The organism is Enterococcus sp. UD-01, from assembly GCF_044909655.1.
Lineage (GTDB): Bacteria > Bacillota > Bacilli > Lactobacillales > Enterococcaceae > Enterococcus_L.
This window is the reverse complement of the sequence record NZ_JBIYEU010000001.1, coordinates 90,351-115,349: the sequence shown is the minus strand read 5'-3', so window position 1 is coordinate 115,349 and position 24,999 is coordinate 90,351. Positions and strand designations below refer to the sequence as shown.

The following is a 24,999-nucleotide window of genomic DNA, read 5'->3' as shown; positions in this document are numbered from 1 at the left end:
TGATTTACACTAATTTGCTGCCATATAAGGTTACTTTCTAGCTTTAGCTTTTCAAGTTTTTCCTTCCCTCATTTTTTAATAACAATAAAAATAAAGAGCTGTGATAAAAGCATTGGGCTTTTATTCACAACTCAATCTTTAAGAGTTTATTTCCCGCTAAATACTGGAAATTTGCTGGAATCTCCATAATCTTCCAACGGTTTAAGCTTTTTCAAGGCTTCCATATCCGCAGCCGAAATCTCAAAATCAACCAGGGTATTGCTTTTTATGTGTTTCATGTTTTCTGATTTAGGTAATGGTAATAATTCCAGCTGCAAGCAGTAACGGATACATAATTGTGGCACAGATACTTCGTATTTTTCCGCCATCTTCATGACTTCAGGATGCTTTAAGATTTCTCCATGAGCCACTGGGGAATAAGCTTCCACTAAAATATTTTGCTTTTGGCAATAATCAATTAGCTCAAACGGCGTATTACTTACATGGGCAAGCACTTGATTAACCATCGGCTTAATGGAGCCATTCGTTAACAGGTTATCGATATCTTCCTGTTCAAAATTTGAAACGCCAATTGCCTTTAATTTGCCATCATTGTAGGCTTCTTCCAACGCACGCCATGCAGCAAGATTCCCTTCAAAATAGTGACCTTCGCGGAACTTATCCCAAGGCTGAGGGCTATGAATGATCATTAAATCAATATAACCAATATCAAGCTTTTTCAAGGATTCATTAATTGCTGCTACCGCTTCATCGTAGGATTTTATTTCCGCAGCTAATTTAGTGGTTACAAAAATATCTTTTCGGTCTACTTGTGACGCACGAATTCCTTCGCCAACGCCGCGTTCGTTCCCATATGCTTGAGCGGTATCAATATGGCGATACCCCACATCAAGCGCACTTTTCACTGCTTCTGCTGCCTTGTCATCTTGAATCATCCAAGTTCCATAGCCCAATTTAGGAATAGTAAGACCATTGGCTAGTACATAATTTTCTGCTATTATCATTTTCGTCACTCCAGTCATTTTTTAGGTTAAATTATTTAACGTCCGATTCCCTTTATCTGGCCTCATTAAGTGCTTGATCAATAACTAGTTCACCACTGCTGATCGTAAAAGCTTTGCCGATTGTTCGATCATTTTTTAGCGCTTCAATAATGACTTGCGCCACATCAGCACGCGAAATCGTTTTTTCAAGCAGCTGCTCTCCAACGGCAATGTGCTTCTTTTCAGGTTCATTGGTTAAGCTTGTTGGACGTAAAATTGTATAGTCCAAAGAAGAAGCCTCTACAAACAGATCCGCGTAATATTTTGCTGCACTATAATAGGATAATTGTTTGACTCCTGCCGGTACTTCATTGTCATGCCAATGATTCACACCGAAGGCACTTACCATAATATAACGCTTAATACCAGCTTTTTCAGCTGCTTTTATCGATTTAACTGCACCATCTAAATCAATCAACATGGTTTTATCCGCACCAGTTTTACCGCCGGATCCTGCCGTAAACACAATGGCATCAGCTTTTTTAGCAAGAAACAGACTGGCCATTTCATCAATCGTGCCTTCTAGATCCCCCAAAACAGCTTCGATTCCTTGATTTTGAAAAGCTTCAACCTGTTCTGCTTTGCGCACCATGGCGATTGGTGTAAAATCAGCTAACTCCTGTAATTTTTCTATTAAAATCCGTCCAATTTGACCATTAGCGCCAATCACTAATACTCTCATACTATTCCTCCTATCATTTTAAAATCATCTTACACCTTAAACCTCACTCTAAGTCAAATAATCCCACTTACAAATAAGAGTTTCTTTTAAAATATTTCCCACTCAACAATCTGATCCCCTATCAGCAGTAAGAAGATAAAAGTAATAACTAAACTAAAAAAGAGCAAGCTTTTAGAAATAAAAACTTACTCTTATACAATTGTTTGAATAAAAACAAACATCACCTAAATTTGTTGCTCACTTCGTTAAATCATAGCTATCCTGCAATAATTTTTTTATTTGTTCTTCTTTTACAGTACCGTCAAGCAACACCGTAATCCAATGATTCTTGTTCATATGGTATGCTGGCAGATACCCGTTGCTTTTAGTTAAAATAGAAATGATTTCCGGATCGGCTTTTACATTCAGCATTTCTACTGTACCAAAAGCCTGCATTCCTAATTTATTTTTTTCAACTGTCATTACTAAACCAAACCACTTTCCGCTTTTCTTATGACGAAATACTTCATAATCCGGAAATTTCTTGAACGGCTTATCCAGATGGATCTCATTCAAAGTTTGCACAAATTCGATTAGTTGCTTCTTCAAAGACATCGACAGCTCCCCTCTCTGTGATCACAAAAGTGATGGAGTTAATAATAAAGCAACTTCTATTATTTTAATCTACGCACGATTTTACTAAACGAACCTAAAACAAAAAAACCCTTAGAAACAAGGGTTTTTTACATTCGAAATTTGATAAACAGTCAGAGACTTTCTTATCTTCTGATTTCTTTAATACGAGCTGCTTTACCATGTAATGCACGTAAGTAATAAAGTTTCGCACGACGAACTTTACCATAACGAACGACTTCGATTTGAGCAACACGTGGTGTGTGTAATGGGAAAGTACGTTCCACGCCAACACCGTTAGAGATTTTACGTACTGTATAAGTTTCGCTGATACCAGCGCCGCGGCGTCCGATAACAACTCCTTCAAATAACTGGATACGTTCGCGCGTACCTTCGACAACTTTCGCATGAACGCGAACAGTGTCTCCAGGACGAAACGCAGGAATATCCGTACGTAATTGTTCTTGTGTTAATTCTTGAATTAATGGATTCATTCTATTTTCTCCTCATTCCAAATATTCTTATGGTCCTGCCACAGCGGAATATCGTAATAGTTGAGTGCATTGCACTCACTGAAATAGTTTAACATAGCTGTAAATGTCTGTAAAGGAATTTTTCTTGATTCCAACAAAGGTTTCTTTACTCAACAATCAATGTATCCAAGTAATGCTGCAGCTGCTGAATGAACAAGCCTAAATGAAACCCGTCAACCAGTCGATGATTTACCTGAATAGAATAAGGCAAAAGCAAGCGTTCTCCTAACTGCTCAAATTTTCCCCAGGTAACCTTGGGAATTGAATCATCGCGATCCATGCTCAATTCATTCCCTAAATTGGTAAATGAAAACCAAGGCAAACAGGAAAACTGCAGCAACTCGTCTCTTTCATATTCTGTAGATGGAAAATAATCCTGCTGAGTCGCACTGACCATCTTCGCGGTATCAGAAAATTCCTTCAGCGTCCCCGTATATTCCAGCGTAACAATCTGAAATAACTCACTGCCCTTCTTTAAATCAGTAAAGCTGGGAATTAAATGATCAAGCAAAAAGACGTCTTGACCGCGAATTTTATAGCGAAAATTTTCAATACTGTTCATAATCTGCGTAGTCGCAGCAATCAAACCATAATAGAATGAAAGCTGCTCCTGCTTACAATAACGATAAAAATGCGTGACATCCAATTGAGTGGTAATATCATACAAAGGCAAGCCTTGCCCCTGTGAAAAAAAGTCAAAATGCTCCTTGCGTGCCCAAGTTGCTTGATCAATTAATTTGGCTGGTACAACCATTTTCTTCCCCCCTTTGTCGCTTTAATTACACGTTATTCTTCGTATTCTGCTTGTATTTCTTTTAACCATTGCTGCTGTTCTTCTGTCAGCGCGATGTTTTCGAGCATATCTGGCCGGCGTTCCCACGTTCGTCTCAATGATTCCTTTTGCTGCCATTCAGCAATCAGCTTGTGGTTTCCATTCGTTAAAACTTCTGGAACCTTCATCCCGTTAAATTCAGCAGGTCGAGTATATTGCGGATGCTCCAATAAGCCAGTAGAATGCGAATCTGTTTGCGCAGATAGCTCATTGCCTAAAACCTCAGGTAATAAGCGAACCGTCGCATCAATCATTACCATAGCGCCAAGCTCGCCTCCGGTTAAGACATAATCGCCTAAAGAAACCTCATCCGTCACCAAGGTCCGAATTCTTTCGTCATAGCCTTCATAATGGCCGCAAATAAAGACAAGATGCTCTTCTTCAGCAAATTCTTCTGCCATTTTTTGATCAAAGCGTTTACCGGCCGGATCTAATAAAACAATGCGTTTTTTCGTTGTCGGTGAAGTAGCTTCAATGTCTGCTAAATTCGCATAAATAGGCTGCACCTTTAAAAGCATTCCCGCACCGCCACCATAAGGATAATCATCGACAACCTGATGCTTATGATCTGAATAATCACGAAAATTAGATATATTGATGTCGAGCAGCCCTTTGGCAACCGCTTTGCCGATGATTGATTCACCCAACGGTCCTTCAAACATTTTGGGAAATAAGGTCAATACATCAATTCTCATCGTCAATCAGTCCTTCAGGAATTTCTACTAAGACTTGCCCTTTTTCTAAATCAATCGATTTAACCACAGAATCAATATAAGGCAGCAGCGCATCTTTTTTCTTTGGTCGCTGAACCACCCAAACATCATTGGCTCCCGGAGATAAAATTTCCTTGATTTTTCCCAGCTCCTGACCATTTTCGTCAAGAACGGTCAATCCGATAATTTCATGGTAATAAAATTCATCTTCCGGCAGTTCAGTTAAATTCTCCTTAGCAACCTTTAAGATGCCGTCCCGATATTTTTCCACATCATTGATGGAAGGATGATCTTCAAAAGACACGATATCAAAGTTTTTATGTTTACGATGTGTTTTAATTGTCAAAGCGACAGGTTCTTTTTTGTCTTGGAATAATGTTAAGACTGCTCCTTTTTTATAGCGCAGCTCTGGAAAATCCGTTTGAGAAATCACCCGTACCTCGCCTTTTAAGCCTTGGGTGTTTACGATTTTACCTACATTTAAATAGTCAGTCACTTAAAGCCCTCATTTCAATTTTTTGTCTTATCCATTTTAACATTTCTATTAGTCCAATACTATTACGTTCTATCATTTTACAGCAAATAAAAAATGTCATTCTGTAATGAACGACATTTTTCCGCGCTTATTTTATGCATTGATTCCAGTCAAAGTTCCATAAATCAAGAATAAATTCAAGGCCGTTAAAACAATGGCAATAATCCAAGCGAGGATTTTTACCCAAAACGGGTTAGCAAATTTACCCATAATTTTTTTATCACTGGTATAAAGCGTTAAAGGAATAATCGAAATCGGCAACGCAATACTTAAAAAGACTTGCGTGTACAGTAGTAAATCCTCTACCGCAGACTCCTGACCGCCATAGAGAATCACGCAAATGATGACCGGTACAATGGCCAACAAACGAGTCACTACCCGCCGCATCCATAGCGGCATCTTCAAATGAATAAAGCCTTCCATAACGATTTGACCAGAAAGCGTGCCGGTAATGGTTGAATTCTGACCAGAAGCAAGCAACGCAATGGCAAATAAAATACTTAATACCGGACTGGCAATATTCCCCACAATATCGGGGTTTTTCAATGCATCAAACAAATCGACGAATTTCCCCAGCTCACTATTCGTTCCGTAAAACAACGCGCCGCCCAAAATTAATAGCAAACAGTTCACAATAAAGGCGATCGTTAACTGAATATTAGAATCCCAAATAGTAAAACGAATCGCTTTAGCCTTTTCCAAATCATCATTACGATCGAATTTTCGAGCTTGTGCAATGGAAGAGTGCAAGTAAAGATTATGAGGCATAACGGTTGCACCGACAATCCCTAATGCCAAAAACAGCATCGATTTGTCTGAAGCAATCTTAGGATCGGGAATAAAGCCGCGCAACACTTCGCCAATCATCGGATCAGCTAAAGCAACTTCATAAGCGAACACAAAGAAAATAACGGCAATCAGGCAAGCAACAATCGCTTCGATTTTGCGAAAGCCTAATTTGGTTAAAAGCAAAAGCAACAACACATCAAAAGTGGTAATTAAAACGCCAAGTAATAATGGAAAACCAAATAATAGCTGTAACGCAACTGCTCCGCCGATCACTTCAGCAATATCCGTAGCCATAATAGCCAGCTCAGTAATCATCCACAGCACAAAACCCAAGCCTTTACTCGTATGTTCCCGAGTAGCTTGCGCCAAATCATGACCAGTGACAATTCCCAACTTGGCTGCCATCCCCTGCAGCAGCATGGCAATTAAGCTCGACAGCAAGATTACACTTAGTAAGGTGTATTTATATTCCGCACCGCCAGCAATAGAGGTAATCCAGTTTCCCGGATCCATATAACCTACAGCAACTAAAGCCCCGGGCCCGCTATAAGCAGCCAAGGTACGCCAAAAGCTGGCATTTTTGGGAACATCAACGGTGTTATTAATTTCTTCTAGACTTGGTCCATTTGCATAATTCAACATTTTTTCTGCTTCTTTGTTTTTTTTCATCAGCCATCCCTCATCTATCAATTATCAGGTTTGTAGTATATTTTTTTTAGGTAAGCCATAATCCTTAAATTTATTATATTCCTCTCATACTCTATTGTAAATAGTTTGCACTCATCCTTTTTATTTCAGTCTAAAGTTGGATGTTTTTTATTTTCATTCTTCGTATAATGTCTATGATATAAATTCGTCTTACAACTTTGTTCGTAAAAATAAGAAAAAACAATGGTAAATTCTATAAAACGCTTTTATACTAAAGAAAGATAGTTATTTTAAAAGGAGATGAAACACATGAGCATCGCTCTTTCAAGAAAAATCATCAACTGCATTTCAATCGTAGGTCTTATTGCTACAATTGTGGTGATCATCTATTTTATCCGTTTAGGAGTCTTTAAAGATATAAATGCCTTGAGAGGGTTAGTCGGTGACTCAGTAATTTTGGGACCTATCTTGTTTGTACTAATTCAGATCATTCAAGTAGTCGTTCCGATTATTCCAGGCGGTATTAGTTGTGCTGCCGGTGTCTTGATCTTCGGTCCTTTTGCCGGCTTCATCTATAACTATGTCGGCATTGCCATCGGTTCAGTAATTATATTTCTACTGGGTCGTCAGTACGGGAAACCTTTTATTCTGAGTTTAATCAATGATAAAACATATAACAAATATATCGGCTGGCTGGATAATGAAAAACGCTTTGAACGACTATTTGCTTTAGCGATTTTTTTACCCGTAGCCCCCGATGATGCGCTTTGCTTAATGGCCGGATTAACAAAAATGTCTTTAAAAAAATTCACATTGATTATTTTATTAGCAAAACCAGTATCTATCTTCCTTTATAGCCTAGCGTTAATTTATGGCGGAACATTTTTAAGCGGTCTATTAGGTATGTAATTTATGCAGCACTTTTTATAATTTCTTAGCGGAGCGTGAGACATAAGTCCATTCGACTTGTAGCTTACGCTCTACTTTTGAGAAAAAAGAGAGAGACAAGCGAGTTTCTCTTAGTTAAATTGAACGAAGGCGGATTTAGATGAAATATTTAAAAAATAGTTTTAGAAATATGATTGATTTTTTTGGCGGAACAACAGCGTATTTCCGCGATGTCTTGCTGATGCACGGCTTTATGCTTTTTATTTTGCTGCCATTTTTAGCAAGTACGACCCGCTTTATTTTAAGACAAGGAAAAATTGATTATCTGTCTTATGATACGCTGCCTATAATTCTTGCCAAGCATCCTGGGGTCTTAATCGCACTATTGACTGTTTTGGTAGTAATGGTCGTTGTGGTTTTTTTTGAGTATACTTTTTTACTGTTAAGTATCTTTTTTATCAAGAAAAAAGTACCGATAACCTTACCGCTCTTGCTAAAGGGCACCTTCCTGCAGTTAAAGAAAATTCGGTTAAGTACGATCTTATTCTTTCTCTTTTATTTCTTTTTGATTCTGCCGTTTGGCGGTCTCGGTTTTAATTCCGATTTGCTGGCGAAAATTAAAATTCCGGCATTCATTTTAGACTTTATTTTTGCTAATCGAGTGACGATTATTGCCTTGGTTGTTCTTGGCTATTTGCTCTTTTTCTATTTGTCGATTCGCCTGATTTTCGCCTTGCCGGAAATGATTTTACGGGATGTGCCCTTTCGGCAAGCAGTTAAGGAAAGCTGGGTTTCCACTAAAAAACGTTTTTTCAGCATTTTAGGGCAGTTTATTGTTATTGGTGGTAGTATTTTGCTGTTATTTACTCTTAGCTCTACCTTAATTCTAATTGTTCAAGCGCTTGTTGAAGAGCTAATGCCTCATTATGCGTTGCTTAGCGCAGTGGTTGCCATGACGTTACTACAGTTTTTCTTGTTGTTAAATATTGTCTTTACGACTGTCGGTGTTTTCTATATCACTATTGATTATATGAACGATCAAGGCTTCTTGCCAGATTTACCACAGTGGTATACAAAACAACGGCCTAAAAAAGAATGGTCTGCCTTCAAGATTGGAACCTTTCTGTTTGTTGCGATTATTTTTGGTATTGGTGTAGGGAGCTACAATACAAATTATTTAAGCCATCCTTCTGTAAGCCAACCACTCACTCTTTCTCACAGAGGCGTTGACAACGGTAATGGTGCGCAAAATACACTTGCTGCATTAACGAAAACGAGCTTGGAAAAACCAGATTATGTTGAAATGGATATTCAAGAAACGAAGGATAAAGAATTTGTCGTGATGCATGATTTTAATTTGAAAAGCTTAACTGGTGTTAACAAACGTCCCAATCAGCTAACCTTAGCAGAATTAACGAAGTTGACTGTTCATGAAAATGGGATCACGGAAGCCGTTTGCTCATTCGATGATTATCTAAATAAGGCACAGGAATTAAAGCAAAAGCTCTTAATTGAAATTAAAACAACGCCGCAGGATAGTCCGGATTTGCTGGATCGTTTTATTCAAAAATATCGAGCAAGAATTTTAGCAGAAAAACACATTATTCAATCTCTAACGTTTGATACAGTCACTGAGTTGAAAAAGAAGGAGCCGGCTTTTTATGTTGGCTACATTCTACCGTTTAATATTGTGGGACCCCCTGTAGCCTCCGTTGATTTTTTCACAATGGAATTTACGACCTTAAACCGGAATTTTATTAATGCAGCCCATCAGGATGGCAAAAAGGTTTACGCATGGACCGTTAATGACGAGGACACGATGACACGTATGATGTTTTATGGTGTGGATGGGATTGTAACGGATCAATTAAGCTTGTTGAACCGAACGATTAAAACAGATTTGCAGGAGCCTACTTATTCAGATAAGCTGCTTCATTTTGTTATCGGAATTGGTTAACGAATACAAAAAGGTTGTAGCAAAAGTGATTAACACTTTTACTACAACCTTTTTACTGATTTAACCCCATACGAGTTTTGCCTTCCTGACACATATAAAGCAGCGGACAGATCTCGCATTTAGGGTTTCGAGCCAAGCAATGATAGCGACCGAAAAAAATCAGTGTATGGTGGGTTTTTACCCATAATTCTTTTGGCACTTTTTTCATTAAGGTTGCCTCTACCTCAAGAACAGAAGCACTTAATTTGCAAAAACGCAGGCGTTTAGAGACTCGCTCGACATGCGTGTCTACAGCAATCGCCGGTTCATTAAAGGCATCACCCATCACAACGTTTGCCGTTTTTCGTCCCACACCGGGAAGTGTGACTAATTCTTCTCTAGTTCTAGGCACCTCGCCGTTGAATTTTTCTAATAATTGCTGCGCACAGGCTTTGATATTTTTCGCCTTATTACGGTATAAGCCAATCGTTCTGATTTTTTGAATAATATCTTCAATCGGAGCAGCGGCCAGAGCCTCGGGTGTCGGATAAGCCGCAAAAAGAGCTGGAGTTGCCTTATTCACTGATACGTCTGTTGCTTGTGCACTTAAAATCACTGCAATTAGCAGTTGAAAAGGATCTTTATGTGTCAGCTCACATTCTGCTTCAGGAAACATCTCATACATGATGTTGAGGGCTTCCATGGTTTTTGCTTTAGATAGCATCCTTACCTCCTACTCGTTATCTTCCGGATTCAGCCAATTATGCAACGTTACTTTCGGCAAAGGCTCTTCGTGAAGCTCCTGTTGCTCCAATTCCTTTTGGAGCAGCGCTTGCTTTCGTCGTTGCTGATCTTGTGCCACTTGCTCCTTCGTCGTAATATTTTTACGTTCCCAAGCAAGAAGGATCCGGTCGATATATTTTAAGCTATATGCTTGATTTAAAACGGCTTCTCTTAAAGCTAAACGAATCAGCTCTGGCTGATATTGATCGACTTCCAGCCATTGCCCAATCATTTCTAGCTCTATTGGCGATAATTGCCGTCCGAATTCCTTTTCAAAACCTTGATACAGTTCTTTGATCGTTTGCTCGGATGAGAGCTGCTGTTGTACTTGTGTCTCTTTTTCTTTAAGCAAAGCAATTCTTTCAAAGATCGGCAGAAGATCGTAAGTATCCATCATCTGTCCCTGCTCATTTTGCTTTGTTTCGATTTTCAAGAAACTTTTTGTCACTAATTGATTCAACAACTGATAAATCACATCAATCGGCTTGCCCATGATTTCGCTGATATCAGTTAAATTAGGGAAAAAATCTCCCTTGGCCTGCAGTCGATACAATTGCAGCCAAAATAAAAATTCTTCATCCGTCAAGCCCAGCTTTTGATAATTTTCCATCACTAGATTGGATACGGTTGTTTCGCCGGCTTTTAAATATTCATTGATTGTTACCATGACTGTTCCTTCTTTCCTACGCATGACCCAATGAATCATTTATCTTATATACATCATAATAAATAGCTTTCATATAATCAATCAAATATTGCGGATTCAGCGCCTCACCTGTTGCCTCTGTAATCAGCTGATTTGGTTTGCGGGATGCACCATATTGATGAATATGCTTGGTCAGCCATTCTTTAATTGGTGAATAATCCTCACCTGCCAATATCTGATCCACATCCAGCTCTTTACTCATGGCATGGTACAATTGCGCAGCATACATGTAGCCTAGGGCATAAGAAGGAAAATAGCCAAAGCTACCGCCGGACCAATGAACATCCTGCAAAATCCCCTCTAAATCATTTTCAGGGCGAATACCTAAATATTCTTCATATTTATCATTCCAGATTTGCGGCAAATCCTCGATTGAAACCTCATCATTAAAAATCAGCTTTTCAATTTCATAACGAATAATAATATGCAGCGGATACGTTAAGCTGTCAGCTTCAATGCGGACCAAGCTTGCTTTGGTTTCTTTTAAAGATGCATAAAAAGTGTCAAAATCAATGTCGTCAAACGTTCCTTCGGTACATTGCTGAAAGAAGGGATACTGTTTTTGCCAAAAGGCTTTATTGCTGCCAATAATAATCTCATTAAATAAAGATTGAGACTCATGAATCCCCATAGAAGCTCCTGTGGATAGCGGCGTATAATCATACTTCGGATCAATACTTTGCTCATAGATCCCATGACCTGCTTCATGAATCACGCCAAAAACGGCCATCATCACATTCGTTTCATCCCAACGTGTCGTAATCCGGGCATCATTACGATTTAAATCCAGCATAAACGGGTGTACCGTGTCATCTAAGCGACCTTTAGCAAAATCGTAGCCCAGCTGCTTCGCTACGCCAGTGACAAACGTTTTTTGCTGCTCTTTTGATACTCTTCTTGATAGAAAATCCGTCCGCGGTGCTTGCCCTTTTTCAGCGATGATAGCTCTAAGCTCCATAATCCCTGTTTTAACCTGTTCAAAAATCTGATCCAGCTTGGCCACCGTCATTCCTGATTCATACTGATTTAATAAGACATCGTAATTCGTCGCTTCTGCCTTTTTCCAAAGAGGAATAAACTCTTTTAAAAAAGTAATGATCTCAGTCAGCTCGTTTTTCATTACAGCAAAATCCTGCTGTTTTCTAGCGTTGAGCCAAGCCGTGTGTGCTTTGGATAACGTAGTAGTATAGCTGCGCATCCGCTCTGCCGGAATGCTTTGGTTCAGCTCATACTCTTCTTTAACCTTTGTATAGACGGCAAGACCAACTTCTGACAACTCTTCATGATGCTCATCGTAATAGGATAATGCGGATTTAATTTTAGGTCCTATGCTGCGCTCAAAGGCCAGTCCGGACAAATAACCAACCGTTTCCCCACGAAAAGCACTACCGGCTTCCGGCATCCCCGTTTGGCTATCCCACTCCAACAATCCTAAAGCAGATTGAAGTAATTCTATTTCTTTGACTTCTTGTAGAAATTCCTGTTCTTTCATAGCGGTTTCTCCTACTCTTCGCGTGGCTTTCTAGGCGGTCTTTCTCCCCAATATTGGAATAAATCCGTTCTTAGCGCACCGTTATAAAGTTTTCTTTTTTTCGTTGCTTTTGCTCCATAATATTGCTCAAAAGCTAAATCGCTGGTTAGAATATATTTGCTCCAGGTTTTTAACGGACGGAAAACCTCACCCATTTCCTTATAAAGCTTACGAACAGATTCTTCCTCCCCTAAACGTTCTCCATAAGGCGGATTGGCTACCATAACGCCATACTGCTTATCCGTAGTAAAATCCTTTAAGGCTAACTGTTTAAACTGAATAGAATCGCCTAAGCCAATTTCTTCAGCATTTGCTTTTGCAATCTCGATCATTTTGCCGTTAATATCAGAACCCATAATATCCAGCTCAATATCATAATCCGCACATTCTTCCGCTTCTGCACGAACCTTCTCAAAAATCGCCGCATCAAACCAGTCCCATGTTTCACAGACAAACTCACGATTGAATCCGGGAGCGATATTATGCCCGATTAATGCCGCTTCGATACAGATGGTTCCTGAGCCGCACACCGGATCATAAAACGGACGATCCTTGCGCCAATTTGTTAATGTCACTAAGGCTGCCGCCATATTTTCCTTTAAAGGAGCGCCTCCTTTTTCAATACGATAGCCGCGCTTAAATAAGCTTGGGCCTGTCGTATCAAGGGTCAATGTCACGTGGTCCTTTAATAACGCCACTTCAAGCTGGAAAAAAGCACCTGATTCCGTTAGCGGAACCGTAGCAGGACGATGATAGACTTCTCTTAAGCGATTCACAATCGCTTTTTTAGTAATGGACTGACAATCCGGCGTGCTGTAGAGCTTCGACTTGATTGATTTACCTGCAACCGGAAATTCAGCGTCCATCGGCAAGTAATCTTCCCAAGGCAACGCCTTTACTTTTTCAAACAATTCATCAAATGAAAAAGCATCAAATTCTCCAACAATAATTTTTACGCGATCCGCAGTTCTCAGCCATAGGTTTGCTGTCGCGATCGTCTCCATCGTTCCTTCAAATAACGCCTTCCCGTTTTCAACATTACAGGGAATCCCTAAATCACGTAACTCTTTGCCTACTAAGGCTTCTAGACCACTCGCCGCAGTTGCCACAAGCTTAAATGTTTTCTCTTTTGTCATTGTTTCTCCTCTAAACCCAAGCTAAACAGTTCTGATTCTAAACGAAATAGAGCCCAATTTAACTTGCCCGGTTATTCTATTTTTAACAAATCATCGTAATGAATTATTTTTTAAAAAAAAGCCTTCACAACAAAGTTGGAAGGTCATCCTGATTACTTGTAATTTTCTGTAAGCCATGTTCTGTATTGAACCACTCTCAGGGAAGTGATTCAATGGTCATCATCTATCTGCAGAAAAATTCTGCCTCTCCTACTCGTTCATTTCCTTTAGAAGAGCGCCCCTACCATAGTTTGGGTTGCTCGCTCGAGGGGTTTACCGCGTTCCACCAATTCCGTTTCCGAAATTGCTTCGTCACTGTGGCACTTTCAAGGGTACTTTGACATAGCTAAGCCTTAGTCATTTTTCCTGCCGTTACCTGCACCAGCCGCTCATTCTGTCAAAGACAAAACAAACCAGCCGGATTCAATACCTTAGCTTATGATTTCGCTAAGCACGAACACTACAGACATCTCAGTCTGTGCGAGCATGGACTTTCCTCAGCTTGAAAAATTCAAACCGCGATCACCCGAAAATTACAAAACGTAAGTATTAATTAAAATTTACGTGTTTCTGAATGATCATAGTCACGATCATAAGAACTATGCATGTTGCTTTCATATGGATTCGTATGGCTCATTCCAGAAATAGAACTAGATGTTGGTGTATCATCTAATTTTTTGCCAAAGACTTCACGCTCAAGATTAGATAAGCGTTTCAATATATCGAAGTTGGTAACAGCTGCGCTCTTAGGCATTTCTTGATTACCGCGAGGTGCTGCATGTTGGACCTTAGAAGCTTGATCTAACTTAGCCAACAAACGGTTGTTCTCTTCTTGTAACGTTAAAAGCTCCTTGTTATATGCTTCATAATCTTTAATGACATTATCTAAAAACTCATCGACTTCGACAGGATCATACCCGCCTATTTTTTTTGTTTTAAATTCTTTTTGTAAAATGTCCTTGGGACTGTAGACTATATTTGCCATACTTACACCTCATTATTTCTTTCATTATTTGATTAAGATAAAAGTTCATAGTTCAACAGCATTATTGTATAGGAAAATCAGTAAAAAATCAATTAGATTCTCACTCATCCACCGAGTTTTGTAAATCATCCATTGTTATCAAGCGGATTTCATAGGGAAAACGTTCGGAAAACTTTTCTGCATCTTTTAAGAAATATTGCGTTTTACCAGGATATTCTTTATCATAAATCAGCAGACAGCCGCCGGAATGTTCCAATAAAAAACGCGTATGCAGCTTTAACTGCGCCGGACTCTGATAAGGCTGGTGACTAACAGAATTGACGTAATCGGCTAAACGTTCGACTTTTGCCAGTGACGCCTGATTTTTTTCATTCCAATTGCTGCCGAAATCTTTAAATGGATAGATCACTCCCAGCTGCAATTCCGGGTAATCATTTTTCAACTCCGCCACTGCTTCTGCCGCCCAAAGCTCCGTTCCTAGGTTGCCTGAAACAAGAACCCATTCCAAACCTTCCTCTAAAAAAGTGGTAATTTCTCTTTTTAAGATATTTTTAATAACTGATATTTTAGGGTCATTATCCTGAAAAACCCCGATTTCAAAGCTTTTGTAACCAGACACATAAAGTGTTTTTACGTTTTCCATAGACATTCCTTTTCTTTCATAATGATTTTTTGTTATAATATTGGCTAGGAGTGTGATCGAAATGGCATTTCATTACCCTAACGGTACTCCCTTTACTAATCATGAAGCACAAAAAACAAAAAAACAAGTAAAAAAAAGCAAGCCCATCCAATTTGGTAAAAGAGGTATGGATTTTGAAGAAGAAATCAACAAAAGTAATGCTTATTACCTTCATCATCACATAGCGGTGGTACACAAAAAACCGACGCCTGTCCAAATTGTGAAAGTTGATTATCCTAAACGAAGTGCTGCAGTTATTAAAGAAGCTTATTTCAGACAAGCTTCCACTACCGATTACAATGGTGTTTATAATGGAAAATATGTAGATTTTGAAGCAAAGGAAACGAAAAACAAAACCTCTTTTCCTTTTAAAAATTTCCATCAGCACCAAATCAACCACTTTCAGCACTGTTTGGAACAACAAGGGATTTGTTTTGTTTTGTTATGGTTTTCTTCATTGAACAGATGTTTCTTTTTTAGCGGAGAAAAGTTGGTTACTTATTGGTCAGAACAAGAAAGTACTGGAAAGAAATCATTACCGATGGCTGTGATCGAAAAAGAAGGCATCGAAATTACGCTTGGAATTGCTCCTAGGATTCCTTATATTGATGCGATCGAACAGCATATTCAAACAAATAAAAGGAGTTGTGATCAATGACAACTGATGAAATAGGATCTCGCGCTTCGAGACACGGAAACGGAGCCGCATCTAACGGCAATGGAAAGCCCCCTTCAGGAAATAACATTTATAAAAAGCCTAAGAAAAAACGGATTTTACTCAAAATCTTTTTAGCTTTATTCGCACTTGGGATTATTGGCGTAGCTGCAGGTGGTGTTCTTTTTTGGTCTTATGCAAAAGATGCGCCTAAGCTGGATGATGACAAATTAAATGCTACTGTTTCTTCCAAGCTTTACGATATTAAAGGAAACGTTTTTGAAGAGCTTGGTGCCGAAAAACGTGAAACGATCAAACCCACAGATGTGCCTCAACTATTAAGAGATGCCGTGGTTTCTGTTGAAGACAAGCGTTTTTACAAGCACAGCGGTGTAGACCCGATTCGAATTGCCGGCTCTGCCTTTTCAAACTTTAAAAACCCTGGCGGCGGTCTACAAGGCGGTAGTACCCTAACCCAGCAGTTGATTAAACTTTCTTATTTCTCTACAAAAGAAGAAGACCAAACCTTAAAACGAAAAGCGCAAGAAGCTTGGTTGGCCGTTCAATTGGAAAAGCAAAAATCAAAAGAAGAGATTCTGACTTACTACATTAATAAGGTTTACATGGCCAACGGCTTATACGGCATGGAAACGGCGGCTGAAACCTACTATGGCAAACCCTTATCCGAATTAAGCTTGCCACAGACAGCGTTGCTGGCCGGCATGCCTCAAGCGCCAAACGATTATGATCCCTATACACAAAAGGAAAAAGCCAAAGAAAGACGTGATGTCGTTTTATACACAATGAGAGAAAACGACAAAATTACGGAAAAAGAATATGAAGAAGCCAAAGCAACACCGATTGATGATGGCTTACAAGAATTAAAACAAACAAACGAAAACCGTAAAATCGTTGACAATTATATTCGTGAAGTCATTGCAGAAGTTGAAAAACGTGGCAAAAATGCTTATACAGACGGCTTGGATATCTACACAAACTTAGATATGGATGCACAAAAGCATCTTTATGATATTGTGAATACTGACCAGTATGTCAATTATCCGGATGCCGACTTCCAAGTAGCTTCTACTGTCATGGATGTAAAAACCGGACAAGTAAAGGCACAAATCGGCGGTCGTAATATCCCAGATGATGTACAGCTTGGAAATAATTTAGCGTTAAATGTAAACCGAGATGTTGGTTCTACCATGAAACCAATCGCTGATTATGGTCCTGCGATTGAATATCTTAATTATTCAACCGGACGAATCATGATGGACAAACCGACGACCTATGAAGGAACCAACATTCCTGTTACAAATGCGGATATGCAATATTACGGTGCTTTAACGATGAGAAAAGCAATTATGGATTCCAGAAATACGACTGCAGTACAAACCTTTAATGCTGTTGGCAGCGATAAATCCGCCGAATTTCTTAAGAATTTAGGTATCGAATTTAAAACGATGGTGGCTGCCAATGCTATTTCAAGTAATACGGCTGATATTGATGGCTATAAATATGGCGTTTCATCCTTGAAGCTAGCTGCTGCTTATGCTGCTTTCGGGAATATGGGGGTCTATAATGAACCTTACTATGTGAACAAAATCGTCTATCAAGATGGCTCGGAAGAAGACTTCGTTCCGCAAAGTAAACGGGCAATGAAAGAATCGACCGCTTATATGATGAATGATATTCTTAAAGATGTTATCACAGGCGGAACCGCCTTTAACGCAGGTATCCCCGGTTTAATTCAAGCAGGTAAAACCGGTACAGCCAACTATACCGATGACGATCTTGCGCGAATGGGCGCTTCTTCAGCTTCAAGCATTGCACCGGATAGTACCTTTGTCGGCTATACGCCTCACTATGTCGTTTCTGTCTGGACTGGTTATAATGAACGAACAACACCTATTCCTTATGAATACTGGGGTACAGCATCTGATGTGTATCGAGAAATGATGCAGTTTATGTCAAAAGATATGCCAAACGATGATTGGACCATGCCTGATACTGTGATTCGTTCTGGAAATGAATTATATGTCAAAGGCGCTGATGAAGATTATTCAACACCAGCGTATACAGGAACTTCCACTTACCCATCATACTCAGTTCCGGCAAGTAGTGAAGCGCCGACAAATGTTACTCCTGATTCTGTTCCTACAGAATCAACGCAGAGTCAAGCGGAGGAACAATCAGCACCAACGGAAGAAACGAAAAACTCATCAAATAATACGCCAATAGATAGTAACGAATCGCCTGATAATAATACAGCACCTTCCACGTCCCAACCTTCTGGAGGACAGGAAGGTCAGGACAAAGAAAACAAGCCCTCAGGATAAAGAAAGAAAGTGAAGCGACAGGATAACTGCTGCTTCACTTTCTTTTATTTTTATTATTGATTATTTAATGCTGCACCGACAAAAGCTTTAATTAATTGCTGCGGTCTGTTCGGTCTTGAAATTAATTCAGGATGGAACTGACAGCCAACAAAGAATTTTTTATCCGGTAATTCAACAATCTCAACTAAGCGATTATCCGGCGAAACACCCGAAAAGACTAAGCCGTTTTCTTCGAATAATTGACGATACTTGTTATTGAATTCGTAACGGTGACGATGACGTTCTTGCACGACCTCTTGATTGTCGTATGCTGCAGCTGTAACGCTGCCTTTTTTCAATTTGCATGGATATAACCCTAAACGTAAAGTACCGCCAAGATTCTCAACATTTTCTTGATCAGACATTAAATCAATAATGTTGTTTAGAATATCCGGATTATTTTCAGCTGAGCCTGCATCTTCCAAGCCAACCACATTACGGGCAAACTCCACACAAGCCATTTGCATACCTAGACAAATACCTAAAAACGGTACATCATTTTCACGAGCATAGCGAATCGCTTCAATCTTACCTTCTACTCCGCGATCGCCAAAACCGCCAGGTACCAAGATACCATCCGCTTCTTGCAAGGTATCGTGTACATTTTCCGCCGTTAATTCCTGTGAATCAATCCAATCAATGGCAATATCAGAATCAAAAGCAAAACCAGCGTGTTTCAAGGCTTCAACGACAGATAGATAGGCATCAGGAAGCTCAACATATTTTCCAACTAACGCAATTCTGGTCTTTTTCTTCAAGTTCAGTACTTTTTCTTCCAGTGCACGCCATTCCGTCATTTCTGCTTCCGGCACATCCAATTTCAAATGATCACAAACGATTTGATCCATGTTTTGCGCTTGTAATGCTAAAGGAATGGAATATAATGTTTCAACATCGCGTGATTCAATCACTGCTTCCGGCGCTACATCACAAAATTGAGCTAGCTTGTTTTTCGTACTTTGAGAGACAGGCAACTCTGTACGTACCACTAAAATATTTGGTTGAATTCCTAAGCTGCGCAGCTCTTTGACACTATGCTGCGTTGGTTTAGTTTTCATTTCACCGGCTGCTTTTAAGTAAGGAATCAAGGTCGTATGAATATACATGACATTGTCATTGCCAACTTCTGCTTTCATTTGACGTAATGCTTCTAAAAATGGCAAGGATTCGATATCGCCTACCGTACCGCCCACTTCTGTGATAATGATATCCGCATCTGTTAAGCTCGCAGCCCGCATAATTTTGTCTTTAATTTCATTTGTAATATGCGGAATAACTTGTACAGTTGCGCCTAAGTATTCCCCTTTGCGCTCTTTTCGTAATACTTCTGAATAAATTTTACCTGTGGTCACGTTGGAATACTTGTTTAAATTGATATCGATAAAACGTTCGTAATGACCTAGGTCCAAGTCCGTTTCGGCACCATCATCTGTGACAAAAACTTCTCCATGCTGATAAGGACTCATTGTTCCGGGATCCACATTGATATACGGATCGAATTTTTGAATCGTTACCTTTAAGCCGCGATTTTTTAATAAACGTCCTAGAGATGCTGCGACAATTCCTTTTCCGATGGAAGAAACCACGCCGCCTGTAACAAAGATGTATTTTGTCATAATATAAAAAAACCCTTTCTGAATATAGATTTGTAGAGAGAAGTTTGATACGGCTCCACTTTGTTTTTCCTAAAAAAACAAAAGCTCCCTATCTTAAGTGATAGGGAGCTGGAATTTACTTCAATACTTCTGACCTTCTTAAAGGTGCCCAAGTAGTATAATACAAGCAAAATCATCTGAGGTCAAGTCTTTCTAATAGAAGTTTTCAGTTTTTTAGCCCAAAGCTTTTTCCGGTTGAAGGTTATTCTTTGATAAATGCATACTTATACGTACTCGTCGCACCAAAGTTATGATATTGAATCCCTTCGACGCCAGGTCTGACTAACTGCCCTCTCGCCTGCTGGTATAACGGAATCAGCGCAGCATCTTCTTCTACTAATACCTTTTCAGCTTGGATTAATGTTTCCCAGCGTTTTAAAGGATCATTGGCGTATTTATTTGAGGCATCATCAATGAGCTGATCGTATTTTTCACTACGATAGCTAGTTTTATTTTTCGAGCTGACAGAGCTTTCTAAAAAGGTCATCGGATCTTGGTAATCTGGCCCCCACATGCCGACGGACAGCTCATAATCCCCTTTTTTCATGAGTTCAATAGAATTGTTCAAAGGTACCGTTTTAACATTGATCTTCAAGCCCGGCAAGGTTTTTTCTAATTGTCCTTGAATGAACTCGGCAACTTTTTTATCACCGTCACCATCTTTTGACAACAATTCAATCGTCACATCGCCGTTTAATTCTTTTTTGGCTTTTTCTAAATACTCATTTGCCAGCTTTTCATCCGTTTTAACAAGATCGCCTGCTTCTTTTCTGAAGTCTTCACCTGTTTCAGGATTTGCCACAAAATCTTTAGGAATATACCCGTAAATATCTGTTGAGCCATCGGCTAAGATATTTTCGACTAAGCTCTTTTTGTCCAAAGCATAGGAAATGGCTTTACGAACGTTTTCATTAGCAAAAATCGACGGCTTGCCGTTTCTTTGTTGATTCATCCGCAGTGAATAGACTTTCGAACGCTGAATCGCCTGATAATCAGGATTGTCATTGTTTTGCTTAGCGAAATCTCCGGTTAGCACAGCGACATCCAATTCACCAGATTCATAGAGATTAAAGACAGTATTGGTTTCTTTTAATACTTCAAAATGGATTTTGTCTGATTTGACTTTATCTGCATCATAGTAATTCGGATTTTTCACTAGATCCCATGACATGGAAGATTGATCCCAATTTTCCATTAAAAATGGGCCGTTTGACACGATATTTTCGCTGGATGTTCCATATTGCTTGCCTTTTTCCGTTACAAATTTTTCATTTTGCGGGAAAAAAGGTGAAAAGGCTAGTAATGAGGTGAAATAGGTCACCGGTTTAGCCATTTTGATTTCTAGCGTATAATCATCCAGTGCTTTTACCCCTAGCTCATCCGCTGATTTTTCTTCGTTCACGATTTCTGTTCCATTTAAAATAGTGCCGTCCATTAGGAAAAAGTAGTTGGCCTGATTTTTTGGATCCGCCATTTTCTTCCAAGCAAACACAAAATCATGTGCGGTCACTGGATCGCCGTTTGACCATTTCGCATCTTCTCTTAACGTAATTTTATACGTTTTGCCATCTTCGGAAATTTCTGGCATTTCCTTGGCAACAGCTGGAATTAGTTTGTCGTCTTCATCTAATTGATATAGACCTTCAAACACATTGGACTGCGCATTAATGCTGGGCTCATCTTGAGTAAAAATAGAATCCATCGAGCCAATTTCAGATGCCTCCATTAAGTTTAGTGTTCTGGTAGCTTTTTGTTCTTTTGAACTATCCTCTGTTTTTTTACTTGCTGCGCCCCCACCACATGCTGTCAGTAACAAAACAGCTGTCAGTATAGTGATACTTTGTTTTACTCCTCTTTTCATACGTTACACCTTTTCCTTCTTTTTTATTTATTCACCGAGTTCTTCCATCGAAATAAATACTTGATTTACGTCTAAATAAGCATAAGGAAGTCCTTGGTTTTCATACTCAAATTCGCCGCGCTGATTGTCAATTGGATCTGCTCGCAGCTGCTGTTTCGGCGGGTTAAAATCTTTTTGGATGACACTGTTCGCCGGCATTCTGAAGACATCCAGATTACCGAAGTAATAATTCCACCGCGCTTCATCACCCGTTCGTTTAGCCCCTCCGCCAAAGGATAAATCAGCAAAGACCCACCCATATGGCGCTACATAAAATTGAGCCCAATCATGACAGCCAGTATAATACTGGGAAACATACAAGCCGGATTGCCATTTTGCCGGAATTTTTGCCATGCGACATAAGGTAATAAACAAAATGGCTTGCACGCCACAGTCACCTTTTAAGTTTACTGCCGCATATTCCGAAATGTTTTCAACAGTGAAGTATTCCCGCATAAAGGAATAACTGACCTTTGTAGTGATAAAATCATAAATCTTACGTGCTTTTTTTATTGGATTCGTTTCGCCTGCCAAAATTTCGGTCAGTAAATGTTCTAAATATGGCGTAAAACGAATGTGAGGCAGCTGCTCTTCAAGATCAAATTTTGGCTGAACCTCTGCCGCCTTATCTGGATCAAGCTCGACATAATCTACTTGATTAACATAGCTGTATTCCACTGAAAAAACCTGATCTTCTTCTAAAATTGTTTCGAAATATACCGTGCGCTGCTCTGCATTTTCAGGCGCAATGAACGTCGCTTCAGGAGAAGTGCTTAAAATTTCAATGGATGAAAGCTGCTTGCATTCTTTGGGAATCGGCAAATACACACGAACCTTTTCACCCGGACGTTCATATTCTTTTTTCACTCTAATGCTGGTTTTTAAATAGATTTTAACTTTTCTGAAGCCTTGTTTTTTCATCAGCTGAACATTGTGCGTTAATTCTTGTTTTCTCAATTGGTCTACTTGATTGTCTTCTTTCACCAATAAACGTGCTTCATACTCTGCCTGCGTTTTTATCAGATTCATTAAAAAGCGTCGCTGAAAATGCACTCGGCCATTCACGTATAACCAGTCTACCTGACCTTTTTCTTTCAAGCTGGTTAATTCGCCTTTTTGATAGTCTTTAAATGCTTCTTGCATCATCTTTTCGGCTTCTTCTTCGTTAAATGGATATTCATTAATTCCTACCATCCGTAAAATATCCAGCTCCATTTCCAAGCGCTTTTTCAAAGCCTCTGGTACTGACTGTGTCAATAAATGCTTGATGAACTGTGCAGCTCCATCAAAATCTCCATAATTTTTTAATTTTATGACATCCTCCGGCAAAGGAACGCTCAAATAGCTTAAGTCATAATACATCCGGCATCTTCCTTTCTTATTTACTTAATCCTAATCCGGCTTGATTGGAAAGTTCGATGTGACTCACCGCTTCTAAAGGTACTCCACCCGGAATCGCCACTTCACTTAAACCAAACGTTGCATCTAAATCCGCTCGCGTAATATTTTTACAAGCCGCGGCTAAATGAGCTGCAGCGCTAACCCCGATATTCGTTTCCTCCACCATACAGCCGATCATGCACTCCACACCAGCCGCTTCACAAATACTGTTGATTTTCAACGCTTCATGAATTCCGCCGCATTTCATCAGCTTAATATTCACAAAATCAACTGCATGGGTTTTAATTAAACGCAGTGCATCCTTTGAATTAAAGCAGCTTTCATCCGACATAATTGGCGTAGCCACCTGACTAGTCACATAGGCTAAGCCTTCGATATTATGATAGGGAACCGGCTGCTCCACAAGCTCAATATTGTAAGGCTCTAAATGCTGGATCATACGTACTGCTTCTTTGGGATTCCAGCCCTGATTGGCATCTAAGCGAAGATTAATCTGATTACCCACAGCTTCACGAATCGCTTTTACGCGGGCCAGATCTGCAGCAAAGCCGGTACCAACTTTGATTTTTAACGTGTCAAAGCCTTGAGCTACCGCCAGCTGCGCTTTTTCGGCCATGGTTGTCGGTTCGGCAATTCCAATAGTCATATCTGTTTTAACGACTGAATCATAGCCACCTAGTAATTTGTACAACGGCAGCTGCGCTTTTTTCCCTAGTAAATCGTAGCAGGCAATATCAATCGCTGTCTTAGCCGAAGGGGCTTTGGCCGCAACGGAATCCATAATGCTGTGAATTCTTTCCAAATCTAACGGATCAACACCGATTAACTGCTTTTCAAACAACCGAATACATTCAGTGGTGCCCTGCAGCGTCTCGCCAGTGATTAAAATGCCGGGCGCGCCTTCACCATAACCGACTAGCCCTTCATCGGTTTCAATTTCCACTACGGCACTGACTGAGCAGTCAATGGTTCCTAAAGCAATTGTAATTGGTTCCTTTAGTTTTACTGTTTTTGGAGCAACATTAATCTTAGTTATTTTCATTTACATTCTCCTAACTTATGGATACTTCCTCATTTTTAACCGAATTTCACAGCAATTTCTTAAACAATATTTAACTATTATAAGTAAGAATAACCCTACCTTTTTATATATTTAATTCAAATAAAAATATCTTTTTGAATTATTAGTTACAATTTTAATGATACGCTATATAAAAGTCAATAAAATAATTAGAAAATGATGTGATTTTTTTCATCATAATGTAAGTGCTTGTAATTTAGTAATGAATTCGAGATAATATGAATGAAAAAGGATTTTAGAAAAAGGACGGCTGCACATGGAATTCAAAAAAATTAAGCAATTACGAAAAGAGAAAAAAATTACATTGACTGAATTAGGAGAAAAGACCGGCTACTCCGCCAGCTTTCTTTCGCAAATCGAACGCGGCGCTAATCGCCCTTCACTAGAAGCATTAAGAAAAATCGCTGAAGTCTTAGGTGTGACTGTTGCCGCACTATTAGCCAGTGAAGCACCGCAAGTCATTCAGGATCAGGAAACCACTACACTTGGCTATAAAGTAATCAGAAATTCATCTGGGTCCATCTATAACCCTTGGCAAACGAATTCGACTTATTATGATACTCTATTTAATCTCCCTGTACATACGAATAACATGGTTATTTCAAAAATTTATATTGATGCCCAGTCCTCATCCAGTGGTAAAAAAATTGCCCACAATCTTTGTGAAATTAACTATGTATTAAAAGGGCAGGCAACAGTGGAATTAAAGGATGAAACTTTGACTTTATATGAAGGCGATGCGATTTTTTTAGAAGCGTTTACGCAACATAACGTGGTTAATAATACAGACGATGAGCTGATGCTTTTTACTTTGCAGTTTTAGGAAGTTTATGAAAAAAAGCAGTGGACAGTC

Annotated in this window: 23 protein-coding genes and 1 other RNA gene; 5 read left to right on the top strand and 19 right to left on the bottom strand. The window is 39.4% G+C overall.

What is annotated here, in order from left to right:
- Positions 1-146 precede the first annotated feature (146 nt).
- From ABH902_RS00615 to ABH902_RS00580, 8 genes are all read right to left on the bottom strand, one after another.
- A complete protein-coding gene (locus ABH902_RS00615) occupies positions 147-1,004 on the bottom strand; it encodes an aldo/keto reductase (RefSeq protein WP_404588590.1) in 858 nt (285 codons plus the stop codon).
- A gap of 52 nt (positions 1,005-1,056) precedes the next feature.
- Positions 1,057-1,725, bottom strand: a complete 669-nt coding sequence (locus ABH902_RS00610; RefSeq protein ID WP_404588589.1) for an SDR family oxidoreductase — start codon at positions 1,723-1,725, stop codon at positions 1,057-1,059.
- A 237-nt stretch (positions 1,726-1,962) separates the two neighbouring features.
- Positions 1,963-2,319, bottom strand: coding sequence for an MmcQ/YjbR family DNA-binding protein (locus tag ABH902_RS00605; protein WP_404588588.1), 357 nt, complete (start codon positions 2,317-2,319; stop codon positions 1,963-1,965).
- Between the two features lie 164 nt (positions 2,320-2,483).
- Positions 2,484-2,831, bottom strand: a complete 348-nt coding sequence (rplS, locus tag ABH902_RS00600) for a 50S ribosomal protein L19 (RefSeq protein ID WP_010761540.1) — start codon at positions 2,829-2,831, stop codon at positions 2,484-2,486.
- A 145-nt stretch (positions 2,832-2,976) separates the two neighbouring features.
- Positions 2,977-3,624: a CatA-like O-acetyltransferase gene (locus tag ABH902_RS00595; protein ID WP_404588587.1), complete on the bottom strand. Its 648-nt coding sequence runs from the start codon at positions 3,622-3,624 to the stop codon at positions 2,977-2,979.
- Between the two features lie 32 nt (positions 3,625-3,656).
- A complete protein-coding gene (trmD, locus tag ABH902_RS00590; protein WP_404588586.1) occupies positions 3,657-4,397 on the bottom strand; it encodes a tRNA (guanosine(37)-N1)-methyltransferase TrmD in 741 nt (246 codons plus the stop codon).
- Positions 4,387-4,911, bottom strand: coding sequence for a ribosome maturation factor RimM (gene rimM, locus ABH902_RS00585; protein WP_404588585.1), 525 nt, complete (start codon positions 4,909-4,911; stop codon positions 4,387-4,389). The genes trmD and rimM overlap by 11 nt, the downstream gene beginning before the upstream one ends.
- A 132-nt stretch (positions 4,912-5,043) precedes the next feature.
- Positions 5,044-6,408: an Nramp family divalent metal transporter gene (locus ABH902_RS00580; RefSeq protein WP_404588584.1), complete on the bottom strand. Its 1,365-nt coding sequence runs from the start codon at positions 6,406-6,408 to the stop codon at positions 5,044-5,046.
- A gap of 288 nt (positions 6,409-6,696) precedes the next feature.
- On the opposite strand from ABH902_RS00580, the gene ABH902_RS00575 reads away from it, so the two are divergent.
- Together ABH902_RS00575 and ABH902_RS00570 are read left to right on the top strand one after the other, a co-directional pair.
- Positions 6,697-7,296, top strand: a complete 600-nt coding sequence (locus ABH902_RS00575; protein ID WP_404588583.1) for a TVP38/TMEM64 family protein — start codon at positions 6,697-6,699, stop codon at positions 7,294-7,296.
- 139 nt (positions 7,297-7,435) lie between these two features.
- On the top strand, positions 7,436-9,232 hold the full coding sequence (locus tag ABH902_RS00570; RefSeq protein ID WP_404588582.1) for a glycerophosphoryl diester phosphodiesterase membrane domain-containing protein: 1,797 nt from the start codon (positions 7,436-7,438) through the stop codon (positions 9,230-9,232).
- A 52-nt stretch (positions 9,233-9,284) separates the two neighbouring features.
- On the opposite strand, the gene nth is transcribed toward ABH902_RS00570, so the two are convergent.
- From nth to ABH902_RS00535, 7 genes are all read right to left on the bottom strand, one after another.
- Positions 9,285-9,935, bottom strand: coding sequence for an endonuclease III (gene nth / locus ABH902_RS00565; protein WP_404588581.1), 651 nt, complete (start codon positions 9,933-9,935; stop codon positions 9,285-9,287).
- A gap of 9 nt (positions 9,936-9,944) precedes the next feature.
- Complete coding sequence (locus ABH902_RS00560; protein WP_404588580.1) at positions 9,945-10,661, bottom strand: DnaD domain-containing protein; 717 nt, start codon at positions 10,659-10,661, stop codon at positions 9,945-9,947.
- A 16-nt stretch (positions 10,662-10,677) separates the two neighbouring features.
- Positions 10,678-12,192 (bottom strand): carboxypeptidase M32, encoded by a 1,515-nt coding sequence (locus tag ABH902_RS00555; protein ID WP_404588579.1) that lies wholly within the window; start codon positions 12,190-12,192, stop codon positions 10,678-10,680.
- Positions 12,193-12,203: 11 nt separating this feature from the next.
- Positions 12,204-13,367, bottom strand: coding sequence for a class I SAM-dependent RNA methyltransferase (locus ABH902_RS00550; RefSeq protein WP_404588578.1), 1,164 nt, complete (start codon positions 13,365-13,367; stop codon positions 12,204-12,206).
- A 164-nt stretch (positions 13,368-13,531) separates the two neighbouring features.
- An RNA gene (rnpB, locus tag ABH902_RS00545) (RNase P RNA component class B) lies at positions 13,532-13,940 on the bottom strand.
- A 19-nt stretch (positions 13,941-13,959) separates the two neighbouring features.
- The gene (gene gpsB / locus ABH902_RS00540; RefSeq protein WP_404588577.1) at positions 13,960-14,391 is read right to left on the bottom strand and encodes a cell division regulator GpsB; all 432 of its coding nucleotides are present in this window, start codon (positions 14,389-14,391) and stop codon (positions 13,960-13,962) included.
- A 100-nt stretch (positions 14,392-14,491) separates the two neighbouring features.
- Positions 14,492-15,034: a DUF1273 domain-containing protein gene (locus ABH902_RS00535; RefSeq protein ID WP_404588576.1), complete on the bottom strand. Its 543-nt coding sequence runs from the start codon at positions 15,032-15,034 to the stop codon at positions 14,492-14,494.
- A gap of 61 nt (positions 15,035-15,095) precedes the next feature.
- Here ABH902_RS00535 and recU point away from each other — a divergent pair, with 61 nt between their 5' ends.
- Positions 15,096-15,731 carry a Holliday junction resolvase RecU gene (recU, locus tag ABH902_RS00530; RefSeq protein ID WP_404588575.1) on the top strand — a complete coding sequence of 212 codons (636 nt, stop codon included), beginning with the start codon at positions 15,096-15,098 and terminating at the stop codon, positions 15,729-15,731.
- Positions 15,728-18,070: a PBP1A family penicillin-binding protein gene (locus tag ABH902_RS00525; RefSeq protein WP_404588574.1), complete on the top strand. Its 2,343-nt coding sequence runs from the start codon at positions 15,728-15,730 to the stop codon at positions 18,068-18,070. The genes recU and ABH902_RS00525 overlap by 4 nt, the downstream gene beginning before the upstream one ends.
- Positions 18,071-18,123: 53 nt before the next feature.
- Here the strand turns inward: ABH902_RS00525 and ABH902_RS00520 are convergent, their stop codons facing one another.
- The 4 genes from ABH902_RS00520 to ABH902_RS00505 form a co-directional block, all read right to left on the bottom strand.
- Positions 18,124-19,725 carry a CTP synthase gene (locus ABH902_RS00520; RefSeq protein ID WP_404588573.1) on the bottom strand — a complete coding sequence of 534 codons (1,602 nt, stop codon included), beginning with the start codon at positions 19,723-19,725 and terminating at the stop codon, positions 18,124-18,126.
- A 241-nt stretch (positions 19,726-19,966) separates the two neighbouring features.
- Positions 19,967-21,625 carry a peptide ABC transporter substrate-binding protein gene (locus ABH902_RS00515; protein WP_404588572.1) on the bottom strand — a complete coding sequence of 553 codons (1,659 nt, stop codon included), beginning with the start codon at positions 21,623-21,625 and terminating at the stop codon, positions 19,967-19,969.
- Between the two features lie 27 nt (positions 21,626-21,652).
- Complete coding sequence (locus ABH902_RS00510; RefSeq protein WP_404588571.1) at positions 21,653-23,026, bottom strand: transglutaminase-like domain-containing protein; 1,374 nt, start codon at positions 23,024-23,026, stop codon at positions 21,653-21,655.
- A gap of 16 nt (positions 23,027-23,042) precedes the next feature.
- Positions 23,043-24,107: a dipeptide epimerase gene (locus ABH902_RS00505; protein WP_404588570.1), complete on the bottom strand. Its 1,065-nt coding sequence runs from the start codon at positions 24,105-24,107 to the stop codon at positions 23,043-23,045.
- 295 nt (positions 24,108-24,402) lie between these two features.
- Here ABH902_RS00505 and ABH902_RS00500 point away from each other — a divergent pair, with 295 nt between their 5' ends.
- Positions 24,403-24,969 (top strand): helix-turn-helix domain-containing protein, encoded by a 567-nt coding sequence (locus tag ABH902_RS00500; RefSeq protein WP_404588569.1) that lies wholly within the window; start codon positions 24,403-24,405, stop codon positions 24,967-24,969.
- Positions 24,970-24,999: the final 30 nt, after the last annotated feature.